Source organism: Arthrobacter sp. I3, assembly GCF_000520575.1.
GTDB classification, from domain to species: Bacteria; Actinomycetota; Actinomycetes; order Actinomycetales; family Micrococcaceae; genus Arthrobacter; species Arthrobacter humicola_A.
The window spans coordinates 23,765-40,350 of record NZ_KI914924.1; the positions used below are offsets into that span (position 1 = coordinate 23,765).

Annotated in this window: 19 protein-coding genes, 1 tRNA gene and 1 pseudogene; 11 read left to right on the plus strand and 10 right to left on the minus strand. The window is 68.0% G+C overall.

Going from position 1 to position 16,586, the window contains the following annotated elements; genetic code table 11:
- The 5 genes from Y706_RS24940 to Y706_RS0110810 all read right to left on the minus strand — a co-directional run.
- On the minus strand, positions 1–1,096 hold a 1,096-nt coding region (locus tag Y706_RS24940), incomplete at its 3' end, for an acyltransferase family protein (protein ID WP_043436003.1).
- A gap of 122 nt (positions 1,097–1,218) precedes the next feature.
- Positions 1,219–2,103, minus strand: coding sequence for a class II fructose-bisphosphate aldolase (locus Y706_RS0110795; RefSeq protein WP_028276600.1), 885 nt, complete (start codon positions 2,101–2,103; stop codon positions 1,219–1,221).
- Positions 2,103–3,569, minus strand: a complete 1,467-nt coding sequence (locus tag Y706_RS0110800) for a GntP family transporter (protein WP_028276601.1) — start codon at positions 3,567–3,569, stop codon at positions 2,103–2,105. Before Y706_RS0110800 ends, Y706_RS0110795 begins: the two co-directional genes overlap by 1 nt.
- 129 nt (positions 3,570–3,698) lie before the next feature.
- Positions 3,699–4,598, minus strand: coding sequence for an NAD(P)-dependent oxidoreductase (locus Y706_RS0110805; protein WP_028276602.1), 900 nt, complete (start codon positions 4,596–4,598; stop codon positions 3,699–3,701).
- An 87-nt stretch (positions 4,599–4,685) separates the two neighbouring features.
- Entirely contained in the window at positions 4,686–6,173 is a 1,488-nt protein-coding gene (locus Y706_RS0110810; protein WP_028276603.1) for a four-carbon acid sugar kinase family protein, read from the minus strand.
- A gap of 187 nt (positions 6,174–6,360) precedes the next feature.
- Between Y706_RS0110810 and Y706_RS0110815 the strand changes: the two genes are divergently transcribed.
- The gene (locus Y706_RS0110815; protein ID WP_028276604.1) at positions 6,361–7,071 is read left to right on the plus strand and encodes a FadR/GntR family transcriptional regulator; all 711 of its coding nucleotides are present in this window, start codon (positions 6,361–6,363) and stop codon (positions 7,069–7,071) included.
- Positions 7,072–7,099: 28 nt separating this feature from the next.
- Here the strand turns inward: Y706_RS0110815 and Y706_RS0110820 are convergent, their stop codons facing one another.
- On the minus strand, positions 7,100–7,357 hold the full coding sequence (locus tag Y706_RS0110820) for a metal-sensitive transcriptional regulator (RefSeq protein WP_018774886.1): 258 nt from the start codon (positions 7,355–7,357) through the stop codon (positions 7,100–7,102).
- A 134-nt stretch (positions 7,358–7,491) separates the two neighbouring features.
- Between Y706_RS0110820 and Y706_RS0110825 the strand changes: the two genes are divergently transcribed.
- The 5 genes from Y706_RS0110825 to Y706_RS24945 all read left to right on the plus strand — a co-directional run bounded on the left by Y706_RS0110825 (position 7,492) and on the right by Y706_RS24945 (position 10,822).
- Positions 7,492–8,454 (plus strand): SGNH/GDSL hydrolase family protein, encoded by a 963-nt coding sequence (locus tag Y706_RS0110825; protein WP_253906765.1) that lies wholly within the window; start codon positions 7,492–7,494, stop codon positions 8,452–8,454.
- Between the two features lie 52 nt (positions 8,455–8,506).
- Positions 8,507–8,716, plus strand: a complete 210-nt coding sequence (locus Y706_RS0110830; RefSeq protein ID WP_028276606.1) for a dodecin — start codon at positions 8,507–8,509, stop codon at positions 8,714–8,716.
- Between the two features lie 96 nt (positions 8,717–8,812).
- On the plus strand, positions 8,813–9,784 hold the full coding sequence (locus Y706_RS0110835) for an aldo/keto reductase (protein WP_028276607.1): 972 nt from the start codon (positions 8,813–8,815) through the stop codon (positions 9,782–9,784).
- A gap of 149 nt (positions 9,785–9,933) precedes the next feature.
- Positions 9,934–10,197, plus strand: coding sequence for a GlsB/YeaQ/YmgE family stress response membrane protein (locus tag Y706_RS0110840; RefSeq protein ID WP_018774889.1), 264 nt, complete (start codon positions 9,934–9,936; stop codon positions 10,195–10,197).
- A 169-nt stretch (positions 10,198–10,366) separates the two neighbouring features.
- Positions 10,367–10,822, plus strand: coding sequence for a hypothetical protein (locus Y706_RS24945; protein WP_043436004.1), 456 nt, complete (start codon positions 10,367–10,369; stop codon positions 10,820–10,822).
- Between the two features lie 37 nt (positions 10,823–10,859).
- On the opposite strand, the gene Y706_RS0110850 is transcribed toward Y706_RS24945, so the two are convergent.
- Positions 10,860–11,690, minus strand: a complete 831-nt coding sequence (locus Y706_RS0110850; RefSeq protein ID WP_028276608.1) for a putative protein N(5)-glutamine methyltransferase — start codon at positions 11,688–11,690, stop codon at positions 10,860–10,862.
- A 255-nt stretch (positions 11,691–11,945) separates the two neighbouring features.
- On the opposite strand from Y706_RS0110850, the pseudogene Y706_RS30190 reads away from it, so the two are divergent.
- Positions 11,946–12,452, plus strand: a pseudogene (locus Y706_RS30190) (beta-propeller fold lactonase family protein); the annotation flags it as partial.
- Positions 12,453–12,546: 94 nt separating this feature from the next.
- Positions 12,547–13,065 (plus strand): lactonase family protein, encoded by a 519-nt coding sequence (locus Y706_RS30195; protein WP_253906766.1) that lies wholly within the window; start codon positions 12,547–12,549, stop codon positions 13,063–13,065.
- A 47-nt stretch (positions 13,066–13,112) separates the two neighbouring features.
- Here Y706_RS30195 and Y706_RS28770 read toward each other — a convergent pair whose 3' ends face one another.
- The 3 genes from Y706_RS28770 to Y706_RS0110870 form a co-directional block, all read right to left on the minus strand.
- A complete protein-coding gene (locus tag Y706_RS28770) occupies positions 13,113–13,373 on the minus strand; it encodes a hypothetical protein (RefSeq protein ID WP_156945118.1) in 261 nt (86 codons plus the stop codon).
- 64 nt (positions 13,374–13,437) lie between these two features.
- On the minus strand, positions 13,438–13,932 hold the full coding sequence (locus Y706_RS0110865) for a MarR family winged helix-turn-helix transcriptional regulator (RefSeq protein WP_028276609.1): 495 nt from the start codon (positions 13,930–13,932) through the stop codon (positions 13,438–13,440).
- Between the two features lie 191 nt (positions 13,933–14,123).
- A tRNA-Lys gene (locus tag Y706_RS0110870) sits at positions 14,124–14,196 on the minus strand.
- 202 nt (positions 14,197–14,398) lie between these two features.
- Here Y706_RS0110870 and Y706_RS0110875 point away from each other — a divergent pair.
- From Y706_RS0110875 to Y706_RS24955, 3 genes are all read left to right on the plus strand, one after another.
- Positions 14,399–15,052: a hypothetical protein gene (locus Y706_RS0110875; RefSeq protein WP_018774895.1), complete on the plus strand. Its 654-nt coding sequence runs from the start codon at positions 14,399–14,401 to the stop codon at positions 15,050–15,052.
- Positions 15,053–15,435: 383 nt separating this feature from the next.
- Entirely contained in the window at positions 15,436–16,053 is a 618-nt protein-coding gene (locus Y706_RS0110880) for a DUF47 domain-containing protein (protein ID WP_028276610.1), read from the plus strand.
- Position 16,054: 1 nt separating this feature from the next.
- Positions 16,055–16,586: inorganic phosphate transporter (locus tag Y706_RS24955; protein ID WP_173403071.1), on the plus strand; the 532-nt coding region annotated here is incomplete at its 3' end.

A 16,586-nucleotide genomic window follows, 5' to 3' on the forward strand; every position in this document is an offset into this window, starting at 1 on the left:
CGGACGCCGTCGGCCGCTCCTCCAGCCTGCCAAACAATGCCACCACCGGCAGCAGCAGGGCGATGACCCCCAACAGCACGAGGGGCCGCCCCCACCACCAGGCCGCACTCCCTCCGGGGGGCTGCGGGAAATCCGTCAGCAGCAGCACACCGGACATCGCCGCCAGCAGGGGCAGATGCCACAGATAAACAGTCATGGACCGCCGGCCGGCCACGCCCATCATCCGGCGCACCCCGGTCACGGACGCGATCCGGGACAGCACCGGCCGGAAGAGCTGGAGGGCGGCGGCCTGCGAGATGCCCAGGAGCAGCAGCGTCACATTGGGCGGATTGAGGTTCACCAGCATGTTCCCGGAATACAGCCCCAGCAGGACTATCAACCCCAGCAGCATGTTGCTGGCAACCATGATGCCCAGGTGCGCCGGCCGGCCCGGCAGCAGCCGCGGGCCATCCGCCACGATGAATCCGAGCTGCTGCACGGCGCACCACAGGAACAGCATGTTCAGGTATGCCAGCAGCGGCAGCACTCCCCGCAGGCAATCGACCGTCACCACCAGGGCGGTGAGGCCGGCGAAGGTCAGCCATGGCGCGCGGGTGTGGAGGGCCGCCAGCCAGGGAAGGTTGAGTTGCGCAGCGAGGTACGCGGCCAGGAACCACAGCGGCATGCCGGCCCCGCTGGTGAGCAGTTCGATGACCTGAGGGTCAACCCCTGCGAGGCGGGCCGCCGACAGGCCAACGAACATGACCGCCAGCAGGACGGCGGCCGGCCGGATCAGGCGCAGCAGCCGGGCCTGCATGAAATCGAAGGCGTTGCCGCCCCTGGCGCGGAGCCGGCGCCAGGACTGCAGCCCGGTGATGCCTCCGGCCACAAAGAACAGCGGCATGATCTGGAAGACCCACACCACTGGTTCAAACCAGTGCTGATCGCCCAAGGTGTTCTCGGACGTCACGGTGCCGTCCGGGTGCAGGACGGGACTCACCATCATGGTGTGCGCGACCACCACCAATGCCAGGCAAAAGAACCGGACAAGGTCGATCACCGGGTCTCGGTCCGGCGTCGGCGCCGGGTCGCCGGCTGGCCGCTGCTGCGCAAGCATGGCACCCCTCGGGAAGGCAGGCTGTGGTGCCATCATTGTCGGGCCGGGGCGCCCTGGCGGCCAGAGCAGTATGGCCCGGATGCGCGCCGGCTGCGGGCCATACTGCTCTGGCAGTCACAGTGTCAGCGCGAGAGTGTGGCCAGGGCTGTGGCCGCGAAAGTCCTGGCCGAGGCATTCCACAGGCCCAGCAGTGCCTGGAGGTTCTCGCCGTCGGCCCGGTGGGCGGTGGTCTGTTCCTCAAGGACCGCCAGGACGCCGGTGCGCAGCTCGGTGTTGAAGTTGACCTTGCCCACGTTCATCGCGGCGGCCTTGACCAGTTCCTCGGCCGGAATGCCGGAGGCGCCGTGCAGGACCAGCGGGATCCGGGTCCGCACGGCGATGTCCTGCAGCACGTCCCAGCGCAGCCGGGGCTCGCCTTTGTACTTGCCATGGACATTGCCTACAGCCACGGCGAGCAGCTGCGCCCCGGTGCGGGCCACGAAGTCCTCCACCTGGGCGGAGTCGGTGAGCCCGGCGGGGGCGTCCGCCACTGTGCTGCCTGCGTTATCCGCGGCGTCGGTCCCGAAGGCCCGGTCCTCGTCGCCGGCGAGTCCGCCGAGTTCTGCTTCAATGACGACGTCGCCCCGGCCCTGCCCTGCCAGGGCCGCGCGGACGTTCCGGACCAGGTCTATGTTGTCCTCGTACGGCAGTGAGGACCCGTCGACCAGCACCGAGTCGGCCCCGGCACTGACGGCGTCGGCGATCACCTGCGGGTCGGTGGCATGATCCAGCTGCACCGCAATCGGCACCGAGGCTGCGTCGGCGAGTCCGCGCAGGGCGGCGATCAGCCGCAGCCCGTTGGGCGTTGCCGCGGTCTTCGGCGCGACCAGCAGGATGGCGCCCCGGCCGGATTCCTCGGCCGCCCCCACAACGGCGAGCGCGGTGGTGAAGTCGTAACAGGTGAACGCCGGAACGGCAGAGCCTTGCTGCAGGGCGCCGGTCACCAGGGTGTCCAGTTGGGTACGCATCAGGCGCTCAGTCCCCCCACCAGCATCCAGGCGACGAATGTCAGGGCGAAGCCTGCCAGTCCCAGCACGGTGGTGAGCACGGTCCAGGTCCTGAGGCCGTCGGCGACGGTCAGTCCGTAGTAGCGCACAACCACCCAGAAACCGGCGTCGGTCACGTGGGAGAGGCCGAGGGCGCCGAACCCGATGGCGATCACGATCACGGCGGTCTGCGCCGGCGTGTAGCCGCCGCCGGCGACGGCGGAGGAGAGCAGGCCGGCCGTGGTGACGATCGCGACGGTGGCCGAGCCCTGGGCTGCGCGGAGGGCGAGGGAGATGATGAAGCCAAGCAGCAGCAGCGGAACGCCGAGCGTGTCGAGGGATTCGGAGAGAGCCTTGCCGATTCCGCTCACCTGCAGGACGCTGCCGAACACGCCGCCTGCCGCAACAACCATCAGGATGGACGCGATCGGAGGCAGCGCGCCTTCGAAGATTTCGCCGGTTTCCGTCAGCGACCACTGCCGGCGGACGGCCAGGAGGAAGAAGCAGAGCGCAACGGCCACCAGCAGGGCGAAGACGGGGTTGCCCACGAACGCCGCGACACCGTACCAGAAGTCGTTCTTGTCGATCACCAGGGTGCCGACGGTGCCGAGGAGGATCAGCACGATCGGGGTGGCGATGAGGAAGATGATCAGTCCCGGACGGGGCGGGGCGATGGCTTTGCTGCCCGGGCCCTCGTGGCCAACGCGGACCATGGCGGCGGAGCCGAACTCGTCCACCTGGGTTTTGACGGCCGGCAGCAGCTCGTAGGTCTTGCGGTTCATGATGGACGCGACCCAGTAGGACAGGAAGCCCAGCGGCACGCAGATCGTCAGCGAGATCAGGGCGATCAGTCCGATGTCGGCGCCGAGCACGCCGGCACCGGCAACAATCCCCGGGTGCGGGGGCACGGCCACGTGGATGGCCAGCATGATGCCGGCCATGGGCAGGCCGAACTTCACCGGGTGGACGTTGGCGATTTTAGCGAAGGCGTAGACGACCGGGACCAGGACAATGATGCCGACCTCGAAGAACACCGGAATCGCGACCAGGAAGCCGACGGCGGTGAGGGCCACGGCCACCCGGGTGGCCCCGAGCTTGGCGGTGAAGTGGTCGGCGAGGGACTGGACGCCGCCGGAGACCTCGATCATCCGCCCCAGGATCGCGCCGAGCGCAATCAGGAGGGCGACCTTGCCCATGGTGCCTCCCACCCCGGCGGCCACCACGGTGAACACGTCCTTGAGCGGGATCTGCGCGGCCACGGCCACCAGGATGCTGACGGTCAGCAGGGCCACGAAGGCCTGGATCTTGAAGCGGATGATCATCACCAGCAGCAGGGCGACGCCGGCCGCCGCGATTGTCAGCAGCAGCGGAGTTCCCAGCTCCACGGCCGGCTTGATGACGGGCGCGTCGGCGGCGCGCACCATCAGGGAATTGAGCAGGGGGGTCATGAAGAGGTGTCTCCTTTGACAGGAAGGTCGTCCGACGATTCAACCGTGAGGTAAAAGTGGCGGAACAGTGGGGTGGGGAACCGGCGACGGCGGAGGGGGGACCGCCGTCGTCGGGGATGGGATGGCTGGTTAGGCGGTGCGCCTGGTGGGCGCGACGACCTTGATGACGGCGGAGTCATCGGCGGCGGCGAGGCCCTGGGCCTGGCCGAGGAGGTAGAGCTGCTCGGCGGCGGCGGCTACCGGGGCGGCGAGGCCGGCGGCGCGGGTGGCCTTGCCGACGATCCCCATGTCCTTGACGAAGATGTCCAGCCGGCTGAGGACTTCGGCGCCGTCCTCGGTGTAGGCCTCCAGGATGCGCGGTCCGCGGTTGGAGAGCATGAAGGAGCCCGCTGCGCCGGCTTCGAGGGCGGCGAGGGTCTTGGCCTGGTCCAGGCCGAGGGCGTCGGCCAGGGCCATCGCCTCGGCGGCGGCGGCGATGTGGATGCCGCAGAGCAGCTGGTTGACGGTCTTGAGGGCCTGGCCGTCGCCGGGCTTGTCGCCGACCACGGTCAGGGTGGAGGCCAGCAGCTCAAGGGCCGGGCGGGCCTTTTCCCGGGCCTCGGGCGAGGCGCCCACCACGATCAGGAGGTCGCCCTCGCCGGCACGCTTGGGGCCGCCGGACAGCGGGGCATCAACCAGTTCGACGCCGTATTCGGCCAGGCGGTCGACGGTGGCCGGGATGGCCTCGGTGCCCACGGTGCTGCCCAGGATCACGACGGCGCCCGGCTTGAGCACGGAGGCCACGCCGTTCTCGCCGAACAGGACATCGCCCAGCTGTTCACCGTTGCGCACTGCCAGCAGCAGCGCGTCGGCGCCTTTCGAGGCTTCCCGTGCGGAGGCGAAGGTGCGGATGCCGGCCTCTTCAGCCAGCTTCAGGCGCGGTTCGGCGATGTCGAAGCCGTGGACGGTGAGCTCGCTTGCCAGGCGCGTGGCCATGGGCAGGCCCATGGCGCCAAGGCCAAGGACGGTGATGGTGTAGTTGCTGGTCATGGTGCTCTCCATCGAATGACGTGTGGTGCTGGGCCCATACCGGCGGGGGCCCTGCCTGAGGTTGTGAAGGCTGGGAGCCGGCGGGGATTAGAAGGTGTTGCTGAGCTTTCGCGTGACATCGGCGAGGGACTGGTCGTCGCCCACGTTGCCGGCGAAGACGATGTACGGGATGCCCTTGGCCGGTCCGTCCACCGGTTCCCACAGGCTGACGATGCCCGGCAGCATGGGCCCGCGGACTATCGCGTGCCGGATTTCCAGGCCGTGTGCGGCCACGTCCGAGGACGTGATGCCGCCCTTGGCGATCACGAAGCGGGGCGGGAAAGTCTTCAGCGTGCGGTTCACCACCGCGACGACGGCGGCGGAGACGGTGCGGGCGATCCGCAGGCTTTCGGCGGCGTCGGAGGTCTTGATCAGGAGCCGGCTCGTGTGCACGATCACGTCGCCGCCGCGGAGTGCAGCGACCACCGTGTCCACGGTTTCGTCCAGGTACTCCCCCGCGTTGTCGCCGAGGAGCTTCTCGACGTCGATCTCCACGATCCGGGCCGCGCTGTGCTGCTCGGTGAGGGCGTTGAGCTGGCGGGTGGTGACACCGACGTGCGAGCCGACCATGATCAAGCCGCCGGCTTCCGAGGGGGTATTGCCCGCATAGGCTTCCTCGCCGCTGAGTTCGGTGCGGATTTCCTGGCCGATCCGTGCCCGGACAAACGGCGGGCCCACGCGGTAGAGCAGCTTCTTGCCGCGGCTTTCCGCTTCTTCCAGGCCCAGGGCCAGTGCCCGCAGGTCGTTTTCGGTGACGATGTCCGCCACGATCGGAGTCGAATCCGTGGCGGCGTCGACGGCATCGGCAATGGCCTTGGCGGAGATCATCGGATCGGCGGACGCCCGGATGATGTCCAGATCCAGCACGATCACCGAATCCGCGGGGAACCGGCCGTTCGACTTCTCCTCGACGTACTTGGCCATCTCCGAGTTGGCGAAGCCGAAGCTGGCGTCCCGGGCGAATTCGGTCTCGGCCACGGGGGTGAGCTGCCCGGCGTCCTTGCCTGTGCCGCGGGTGAAGTGCACGCCGCCGACCGTCACGCGGCCCGCGTCGGGGAACGCGGGAACGATCACGACGCCGTCCGTCTTCTCGCCGTTGACGGCGGTGACGGTGGCGGCGATGACGTCCGGTTCGAGCGGGTAGTGTCCGCGGAGGGTGGAGTCGCTGCGGCTGACAAAGCTGAGCCGAAGCGCGGGTTCAGCGGACGCTGCGGCCGCGAGTGCGTTACGGACGATCTCCTCGTTGCGGGCAGCCGCCTCGGCAGGGTCAAGGCTGCGGGTGTTGGTCAGCACGTAGACCGCGCGCTGGCGCTGGCCGTTGACTTCGTAGGCGAACGCCCAGGCAAAGTCCGCCACTTCCCAGCGGGTGAGGACCGGCAGGTTCGCCACGGACTGGGTACCGGTGGGGTCGTCGTCGAGTACGACCAGGACACGGGGGGATGCCTCGGAGGAGGCGGCCACGCTGTCTGCCACCAGCCGGGCGGGGATCTGTACTTCCGCGGGGAAAGCGGCCAGCACGTCTGCTTCGAGGGGCACTATGCACTCCATTGTGTGTGGATCTGTCAGTGGAAAACTGCGGTTCTCCGCGAGCCGCAGCAGGAACAAAATGTAAGATGTCAGACATCTTGCATATGAATGCTAGTGTGGCATATGGCACAACGACGCGCAAGTAGACTTGGCCATCGAGCACGCCATCAGGCAACAAGTCGCTGGACGGGGAGAATTGGCTAGGAAATCGCTGGTCGGCGTTGTGGCCGACGAACTGCTGGACCGGATTATTGGCGGCGAGTTTCCGCCCGGCGCGAGCGTCCCCGGCGAACTGGAGCTCAGCTCCCGGCACGAAGTCAGCCGCATGACCGTGCGCGAGGCCATGAAGACCCTTGAAGCCCAGCGGATCCTCAGCGTGGAACGCGGCCGGGGCACGTTCGTGAACCCGGTGAACCGCTGGGGCTCCCTGGACGCCGTACTGCGGGCAGCCTCGGAGGGCACAAACGACGCCTCGGCCGCCATCCAGCTCATCGAGCTCCGGCGGATGCTGGAGACGGGCGCCTGCGAACTGGCTGCCGGGCGGATGTCGGACACGGACATCGAGGCCCTCCGCGCGCACGTCGACAGGATGCGGCTGGCCCACGAGAGGAACGATCTCGCAGCATTCGTGGAGGAAGACCTCGCTTTCCACGACCTCATCCTGCAGGCCTCGGAAAACGTCTTCGTCGCCGTGTTATTCGAGCCCTTGCACCGCGTGCTGGAAAAACGGCGGACGGAAACTTCCAAGGTGCCGGAGATCCAGGAGCACGCCATCGGGCACCATCAGAACATCGCTGACGCCCTGGCCTCCCGCGACCCGCACCGCGCCCGCGACGCCATGGACGCCCACATGCAGCAGACCCTTGACGACCTGAAGACCTTCGTGCTGGCCGGCGGCCCCGCCTGACACAGACCCGCGCCTTGCCCGGATGAGCTCAGGCGAGCGAGAGGAAGAGCTTCTCGAGTTCGGCGCGGTCCAGGCTGGGGTCTTCCTGCTGCATGCACTGCTGCAGGCCCGTGGCAATGATGGAGAATCCAGCCTTGTCCAGGGCACTCGAAACGGCCGCCAGCTGGGTCACGACGCTCTTGCAGTCACGGCCCTCCTCGATCATCCTGGTGACGGCCGCGAGCTGGCCTTGGGCGCGGCGAAGCCGGTTAATAACAGGCTTCATGTCAGTGGGATCGAGTTCCATTGGTTCCTCCGGTTCGATGCGTCAGGCTCCACATCATACCCCCCTGAGTATTTCGCCTCCCGGGTGGCGGACGGCCGGGGGTGGCCGCCGAGGCCGCATGCCGCCCCGCTAGGGGCATAAGTACCTAGCGAGGCATGGAATATCGGCGTATTGCTGGTGATGTGAACGCCGCCAGGTTCCTAGAGCCGGACGCCGGCGGTACCGGCGACAACTTCCCCGCCGCGGGGCCGTGGCATCCAGGGGATCAGAGCTCCGCACGCGGGCGTGCCGGTGACCTGCGTTCCCGGCCATGGAGCCGGTATGTCGCCTTGGGCGACTCGTTCACGGCAGGCGTCGGCGACCCGGAACCGCTGAGCCCCGGGGGCATTCGGGGGTGGGCGGACCGAATCGCCGAGGAACTCGGCGAGGGCCGCCGCGAGTTCGGGTACGCAAACCTTGCCATCAGCGGCCTGGTCCTGCGCGAAATCCTCGACCAGCAACTCGGACCGGCCCTGAACCTGAAGCCTGACCTCGTCTCGCTCTCCGCCGGCGGGAACGATCTCGTGTTTCATCGCGGCGATCCGGACCGGATGGCCGCGGCCCTGGACGACGCCGTGGCAGCCCTCTCTGCCACCGGGGCCACGGTAGTCCTGTTCACCGGGCCGGACTGGGGCGAAACCGCCGTGTTCGGACACATCCGGGGGAAGGTCGCGGTATTCAACGAGAACATCCGTGTCATCGCCGCCCGGCATGATGTCGTCATCGCCGATTTGTGGGCCCTGCGGCAACTGAGCGATCCGCGGATGTGGGATCCGGACCGCCTGCACTTCTCGCCGCTGGGACACCACACCATTGCGGCCATGGTCCTGGACACGCTCAGCGTGCCACACCGCCTGCGGCCGCTGGAGCCGAAGCCGATGCCGCCGGGCAACTGGCGGGAGACCCGGGCCGGTGACCTGGCTTGGATGGCGCACTACATGCTGCCCTGGATGGTGAGCCGGATCAGGCCGCGCGCAGACGTCCCGCCCCGGCAGGCCAAACGCCCGCTGCCCGGACCGCCTCCCGGCGTCCCGGACTCCGGGCACAAACCCCTAGTCCGGCCGGGTTCGGTCGGCTAGTCTGCAGGAACGGCCCACAGCCGGGCATCGATGGCGATCACGAGGAGCGAAGTTGTCTAATCACACTTACAGCATTTCTGAAATTGTCGGAACCTCGAGCGAGGGTGTCGATGCGGCCGTCCGGAACGGCATCACCGAGGCCGCCAAGACCCTCCGGAACCTTGACTGGTTCGAAGTCAAGGAGATCCGCGGCCACCTTGAAAACGGGCAGGTCGCCGACTGGCAGGTCACCATCAAGCTGGGGTTCCGCCTGGAGCGTTGACGCCAGACTCCGGAGCGGGCCGGCACGCACCGCCCCGCTCCGGAGAAACCCGCAACCCGTCAGGGCAGAGGAGGCCAGGGCGGAGAGGAAAACTTCATGCGCTATTCGCATTTGGGCCGTTCCGGCCTGACAGTCTCGCGCCTTTGCCTGGGCACCATGAACTTTGGCCCGCAGACCGAGGAGACGCAGGCCTTCGCCATCCTGGACACCGCGCAGGCCGCCGGCATCAACTTCGTCGACACGGCCAATGTGTATGGCGGGTCCAGCCACCGCGGCTGGACGGAGGAGATAGTCGGCCGCTGGTTCGCCCAGGGGGGCGAGCGCCGCGAGCGCACGGTGCTTGCCACCAAGTTGTTCGGCACCATGACCGACCGGCCCAACGAGTCCAAACTCTCGGCACTGCACATCCGCCGGGCGCTCGACGCCAGCCTGAAACGGCTGCAGACGGACTACATCGATCTGTACCAGTTCCATCACGTGGACCGGAACACGCCCTGGGATGAGATCTGGCAGGCTATCGAGGTCGCCGTCCAGCAAGGCAAGATCCTGTACTCCGGCAGCAGCAACTTCGCCGGCTGGCACATCGCCCGGGCCCAGGAAACCGCCGGCCGCCGCAACTACAACGGGCTGGTCAGCGAGCAGTCGATTTACAACCTGCTGACCCGGGACGTGGAACTGGAGGTCATCCCGGCCGCCCAGCAGTATGGCCTGGGGATCCTGCCATGGTCGCCGTTGCACGGCGGCCTGCTCGGCGGAGTGCTGAAGAAGGAGAACGACGGCGTCCGGCGCATCGCGGGCCGGGCCCTCGAGGCGCTCAAGTCGCACCAGAAACAGATCCGGCGATACGAGGAATTCGCCGCCGAACTGGGTCAGGAACCCGCGGACGTGGCACTCGCGTGGCTGCTCCACCAGCCGGCAGTCACCGCTCCGATCATCGGCCCGCGTACCCTCGAGCAGCTCGAAGCCTCCGTCAGGGCGCACAAATTGAAGCTCGACACCGATGCGCTCAAGCGCCTCGACGAGATTTTCCCGGGCCACAGGACCGCTCCGGAAGACTACGCATGGTAGGGCGCAGTCGGCTGTTTTGGCACGCCGCCCGCCGAACCCACGGGTCTCGGGTGGCTCTTTGATACTAAGCATGATTAGTATTAGGGCAGAAGGATGTAGCGCACCCGGCAATCCGGGTGCCTCCTCTATGAAAGAAGAAGGAACGAAAAATGGGTTTTCTCGCATTTCTGATTCTGGGCCTCATCGCCGGCGCAATCGCTAAGGCCATCCTCCCGGGACGTCAGGGCGGTGGCATCATCATCACTCTGATCCTGGGCGTCGTCGGCGCCCTGCTCGGCGGATTCATTGGCAGCGCACTGTTCGGCGTGGGCATCAACGAGTTCTTCTCGCTGTCGACCTGGCTGCTGGCCATCGGCGGTGCGATCATCGTCCTGCTCGTCTACGGCATGATCAGCAAGCGCTCAGCCCGCTAACACGGAAGCTGACCGGAAACCGGCCCTGGGTTATTCCCGGGGCCGGTTTTTTGCACTATTTTGACAGCAAGGCGGCCTGCCGGCCACATGGGCCGGCACTGCCACCCACTGTCCAGGAACTGTTCAACAACGTCTACTTTTCACCTACGTCAGGGAGCAGGAGCACAGCATGAAAGGCAAATTTCTTTTCGCCACCGGACTGGCAGCAGGGTACGTCCTGGGATCGCGGTCAGGCCGCGCAGCCTATGACAAGCTCAAGGCCAGGTCGGCAGAACTCTGGCACAGCAAGCCGGTCCAGGACAAGGTGGCCGCGGCAGCAGAAACGGTCAAAGACAAAGCCCCCGAGGTCTCCGAACATCTCGGCGAAGCCGCCCGCCGCGCCGGTACCGTCATAAGCTCCGCTGTCCACCGCGATGCCGGCCACGGAAGCACGTCCGCGGCCACGCCCGGAACGGCCACGCCCGGAAAAAAGGGAGCGGCCACGCCCGGAACGCCGGCACCCGCGGCCCGTGATGTCCATTCCGACCCTGCGCTCACCGACCAGACCGGCCAGGACTGGTCGGACGAGGGCGGTGCCACCCCGGCGGGCCCGGCCACCAACGTGAACGAGGACAAACTGCCCTAGGGGTTCTTTGAGGGGCCACCGTCGCCGCCTCTGCCGGCTACCGCCCGCCGGAGGGCAGCAGCTCGCCGGCCACCACGGTGGCCCCCAGTTCCTCCGAGCGCAGCACCCGGGCCGCCAGCCCGTGCCCGCGGAGGATTCCGGCCGTCTGCGCGGACTGCCGGCGGCTGGTCTCTATCAGCACGTGGCCGCCGGGCGCCAGCCACTGACGTGCGCCGGCGGCGACCCGCCGCTGCACCTGAAGCCCGTCGGCGCCGCCGTCGAGGCAGGCCCGCGGCTCGTGGACGCGCGCTTCCTGCGGCATGGTTTCGATGTCTGCCGAGGGAACGTAGGGGGCGTTGACGGCCAGCAGCCGGACCCGGCCCCGGAGGCCTGGCGGGAGGGGAGCATAGAGATCACCCTCGTGGACCTCCCCGCCCAGGGGCAGGACGTTGGTGCGTGCGCAGGATACGGCCGCGGGGTCGATATCGGCGCAGTGGAGTTCGGCGGGGCCGGCGAGGGCCGCGAGCGCCGCACCGACGGCGCCGGACCCGCAGCAGAGATCGACAACGACCGGTGCCGGGGCGTCGCCCCGCGCCATGCGGCTTGCGTCGAGGAGCGCAGCGGCCTGCCGGACGAGGAATTCCGTCCGGCGGCGGGGCACGAAGACTCCGGTGCCGACCGCGATGCGGAGTCCGCAGAATTCCGCCCAACCGAGAATGTGTTCGAGGGGAAGGCCGGCGACCCTCCGGCCGGCCATCCGTTCGAGCGCCTCCGGCGTCGGGGCCGCCTCGATCAGCAGGCGGGCCTCGTCTTCGGCAAACACGCAGCCGGCTGAACGGAGCCTGGCCGTGAGTATCTCGTGCGGGGAAAGATGGCGGATTACTGGCATGGGAGCGCCTTTCGGTCGGGTGTCAGACGCCCTCACCGTGAGCTGGCCGCGGCCGGCACTGCTGGGCGGGCATCCTTGCTGGACTTGCGTGAACGGGACCCACCTCCTTTGCTGCAGTTGCTCGATTGCCCCATGCTACCGAAGCCGCCCGCGGCCAGCTGTGATTGGGTCTGCTGTGATTGGCCGGGTTTTGCGGCGGCGGATTGTGACGCCTGCTTGGGATGCCTTGGCGGCGGCGGCTGGCAGGATGACAACATGGACTCCCTGCCTGCACACGATCTGATCTGGACCGGCTCCTACACGGCAGATTCCGGCGGCCGCGGCACGGGGATCGGCGCGGTTGCCGCGGCGGCCGACGGCACATTGCGGTGGCTGGGTATTGCGGCGCCGGCCGACTCGCCGTCCTTCCTGGCGGTTCACCCTTCTCTCCCTGTGGTCTATGCAGTGGCCGAGCAGGCCAGGACCGTCCGGGCCTACCGCCGGGCCGGCGCGTTTGGCCTGGAGCCCGCGGGCCCGGCGTGGCCAGCCGGTGACGCGGCCTGCCATGTCGCCGTCGAGCCTTCCGGCCGTTTCCTCGTTGTCTGCTGCTGGGGCGACGGCCAGGTGCTGTTCTATGAGCTGGCCGCCGACGGCGGCATCGTTGACCGGACGGCCGGCGTCGAATCGCGCGACCCGTACGGTGAAGCTCCCGGCGGCGGCCCCGGCGAACGGGAAAAACGGCCGAGCCGCGCTCACGCGGCACTCATGCTGGCCGACGGAAGGGTGATGACCACCGACCTCGGCCACGACCTGCTGCGGATCTGGAAATGTCAGCTCCGGACCGGAGCGGGCTCTGGGGCCGGCCCTGGACCACGAGGTGGTCCTGCCTCGGGACAGCGGCCCCCGGCACCTGGTCCAACATCCGGACGGCCACGTCTTTGTGGTGACCGAGTATTCAATCGAGGTGGCTGTGGCCGGGTTGTCGCCGGACTCCGGGGACTTCCGGCTCGTTTTCGTCGGGCCCGCCACCGCCGGCGGGGCGCAGCGGGATGATTCGGCGGCAGAGATCGCGTTGGCGGCCGACGGCAGGTACGCCTATGTGGGCGTCCGCGGTTCGAACCGGATCTGCGTGCTGGAGGTGGAGGCCGGGGGCGCGGCGCTGCGTCCGGTGGCCGACGTCCCCAGCGGCGGCAACTGGCCCCGGCACCATCTGATCCGCGACGGTTTGCTGCACGTCGCCCACGAACGCTCCGGCGACGTCGTAACGTTTCGTCTGGACGCGGCATCCGGGTTGCCGGGTGTCCCTGCGGACCGGCTGCAGGTGGCCTCCCCTACCGCGCTGGTGCCGGCCCGGCCCCGGCTGGTGCCCCGGGGTGAGGAGCCGGTTCCCGGCTGACGCGGTGCTGCGGTGAAGAGCAGCCGGGTGAGAAGCGGGCGGCTGGGTCAGCAGGCCGCGTCAAGCTCCGCAGCAGCCTGATCGGCGCCCTGTTCGCCACCATCCAGCTGGATCCCGCCGTCGAGCTGGAAGCCACACGGACAGCGCCACAGGGCCGGGAGATCGAGCGACGGGTCCGCGGGCCCGAACGAGTAGGAGGGCATCGCCGGCTCCGGCGAGGTCCACTGCATGGGTGCGCCGCAGTGCAGCGGGCCACCGGGCGGGAGCTCTGTCGCGGGGTCCCCGGTCAGGGTTGCGGATTCAGCCACGGCGCCTACTCTCGTTGAGATCTAAAAAACAAGTAGTAAGCATACATATAACTAGTTAAACGAGCTAGTTATGCCGCTCGGCGCCGATGGCCGCGCTCATCCGGCGGAGGAAAGTGATGACCACGCGGGCGTCCTCCGCGCTCATGGACTCTGCCACCTCCATCATGCGCCGGTGCATGTGTCCAAGCGTGGCGCGGACTTCGGAGTCCGTCGCCACCGTCGGCACGATCACAAGGGAGCGACGGTCCGTCGGGTGCGGCTCCCGCCGGACGTGCCCGCTTGCTACCAGCCGGTCGATCAGGGACGTTGTGGAAGCGGTGGTGATGCCCAGGACGCGGCTGAGATCCTTCGGACCAACCCGTTCGCCTGTCGCTTTGGCCCGCAGCAGGTAGCGCAAAGCCAGCAGGTCCGTCTCACCCATCCCCATCGAATCGCGGGTGGACCGCCTCGTCGCCACCTCCGAGATCCGATAGTCGCGGAGGGCCTGCAGGATCGCCGCCGGAGGATCCAGGCTGTCATCGGGGCCATACCAGTATCCGGAGGCGCCGTGGGAGTCCATTCGCCAAGCCTAGCGGAACTGGTAACTAGCCAGCCGTACAATCCGGGTGGTTGCACCCACAGGGCTCCAGGGCCCCGGAGCGCTGGGGGCTGGGGCCCCGGCCCGCCAGGACAGGACCCCGGTGGCGGGCACAAAAAACCCCGGCTTCCTGTTGCAGGAAACCGGGGTTTTTCCACTCTTCGCTAAAAGAGTGGGCCCTGTGGGGATCGAACCCACGACCCACGGATTAAAAGTCCGATGCTCTACCAACTGAGCTAAAGGCCCCAGCCGAGAGCCCCGAACCAGCGGATAAATCCGCTGGTGCAGCGCGTTTCGGCCCAGTCCATTTCTGGACGTTAACACTGTACCCCAGACCCGGGCCGGCTTTTTTCACGTTGGCCGCACCTGCGTCGTCGGCCCCCGGCGTCTATAGCAGCAGCGCGCACCGATCCTCGATTCCCTTGCGGCACTGGAGTAGCGTGGGGGCATGAGCGAGCAAGCAGGATCAAGCGCCCCCGGCCCGCGGCACCACAAGCCGAAACCCTTCGCACCGATCGACTTTGAGCCTTTCGCCGGAGGGGCCGATCCTGCCCGCGTCTCAGAGGCGGCCCATCTGGCCGCGCAGGCTCTCGTACGCCGCGGCCGGGACAGCGACGATCCCAAAGTCACCAAACGGCTCGTCAAACTCGCCGATGAGCAGGGCCTGGAAGCAATCGCCGAAATGTGGGCCGAAAGCCCCGCCCGGTCCCTCCCCGGCGCGCTGTGGCGCCTGTACGCCCTGCGGGCCGCCACCATCCAGGATCCCGAGCGGATCTCCGTCTACTTCAAGGCGGGCAAGGACACGGCCCAGGTTTCGCATGTGGTCGCCGGCGCGGCCGAACCGCCCGGCGCCGATGAGATGAAATCCATGGCGGACGCCATCCTCTCCGGGGCGTTCGACGGCGAATTCGACGTCGCCCTGGAACGCTCCGCAGCGTTCTGCCGCGTGGTGGCCCTGGGCCAGGCAACGCTTGCGGACAACGCCGAGCACAGCAACGAAAACCACGCCAGCAAACTCACCCGCAACTCGCATCTGCTCGTCAAGACGGCCGAGGACCTCGAGCACGCCGCCAACGCGTGGCGGCTGGGCGAACTGGACTGAGGGGCCAGCCGGGCCGGGCGGCAGGCGCCCGGATGACGGGCCCGCAGCACCCAGGACACGCACGGCTCGGGCAGGCTGTCAATGTTGACTTGCATGAACCTACGTAGAAAACTAAAAGCGGTGCCGAACCGCGAAACCCCCGGGCTTCAACATTTAGCCGCCTAGAGCGGCCTACCGCCGAGAGGCGTATCCGGTTCGGCACCATTTTCATGCCTTCTTACCCTGATGTTCGCCCGGTTTTCACCTGCGCCGTCACACGCCGCGTCGGGCCGGGCCGGACCCGCCGCGGACGGTAAAGTGATGCGTATGCACTGGTCACCGTCAAGTCACACGGCCGGCCGACTCCACCCGCGAACCTCCTCCCGGAAGACCGGTGACACCACGTGAAGCTGCGCCTGTTCCCCCAGGAGTCCGCCGGACTGAACCTGCTCTCCCAAATGGCGCGCCAGATCGTGCTGGGGACCGGAACACTCTCGGAGATCCTCGGCGCCCCGGCCAGCGAGCATGCCCGGCTGGTGGAGGACATGCACAACCACGAGGCCAAATCCGCGGAGCTGCACTTTGCCCTCCTGACCCACATGCGCACCAGCTTCGTGAACCCGCTGCCGCGCGAGGACATGTACACGCTGTCCCGGTTCCTCAACGAGGCCATGGAGAAGCTCGACGCCGCCGCCGAGCTCGTCTCCCTTTACAAGCTCGAACGGCTGCCCAGGCGGGCCGCCGACCAGCTGGAAATCATCAGCCGCCAGGCCGAACTAACGGTCGATGCGATGCGGCGGCTGAACAATCTGGACGACCTCGAGGACTACTGGATCGAGATCCTGCGCCTGGCCAAGCGTGCCGAGCGCACGCACCGGGTCTGGGTCGCGGACATGCTCCACGAGATGAAGGCCATGCAGTACGCGCGCAACCGCGATGTCGCGAACCAGCTCGTGGAAGTCACGAAGGACATGCGCCGGATCGCCACCCAGGTGGGCAGCATCATCGTCAAGGAATCCTGACGTGGTGCTCTTCTTCCTTGCCCTGGTGCTGCTCTGCGCCGGGGCCTTTGCATTCCTCAACGGGTTCAGGGACGCGTCCTCATCGGTGGCGCTGGCCGTGCGGACGCGCGCGCTGACCCCAACAGTGGCGGTGATTCTGGCCAGCCTGTTCAACTTCATCGGTGCCGGGCTGAGCGCCGCCCTGGCCCTGGCCGTCAGCCAGGCGTGGCTGTCGCTGCCGCCGGGCACAAACGGCCTGACGATTCTGCTGGCCGCGCTGCTGAGCGCCATCCTCTGGGGCGTCTACTTGTGGTGGCGCGGCATTCCCTCGTCCTCCACCCATGCCCTGGTCGGCGGGCTCGCCGGGGCGGGGGTCGCGAGCGTCGCCGTCGGCGGAAACCCCGTCATGGGCGTTGACGCCTCGCTCCTGTCCCAGGTGGTGCTCCCGCTGCTGATCTCACCGGTGATCGCCTATGCGGGGTCGTTCCTGCTGGTCTGGCCCGCGGGCTGGGCGGCCCGGTACACGCCGCCCAATGTCGTCAACACCCGCTCCC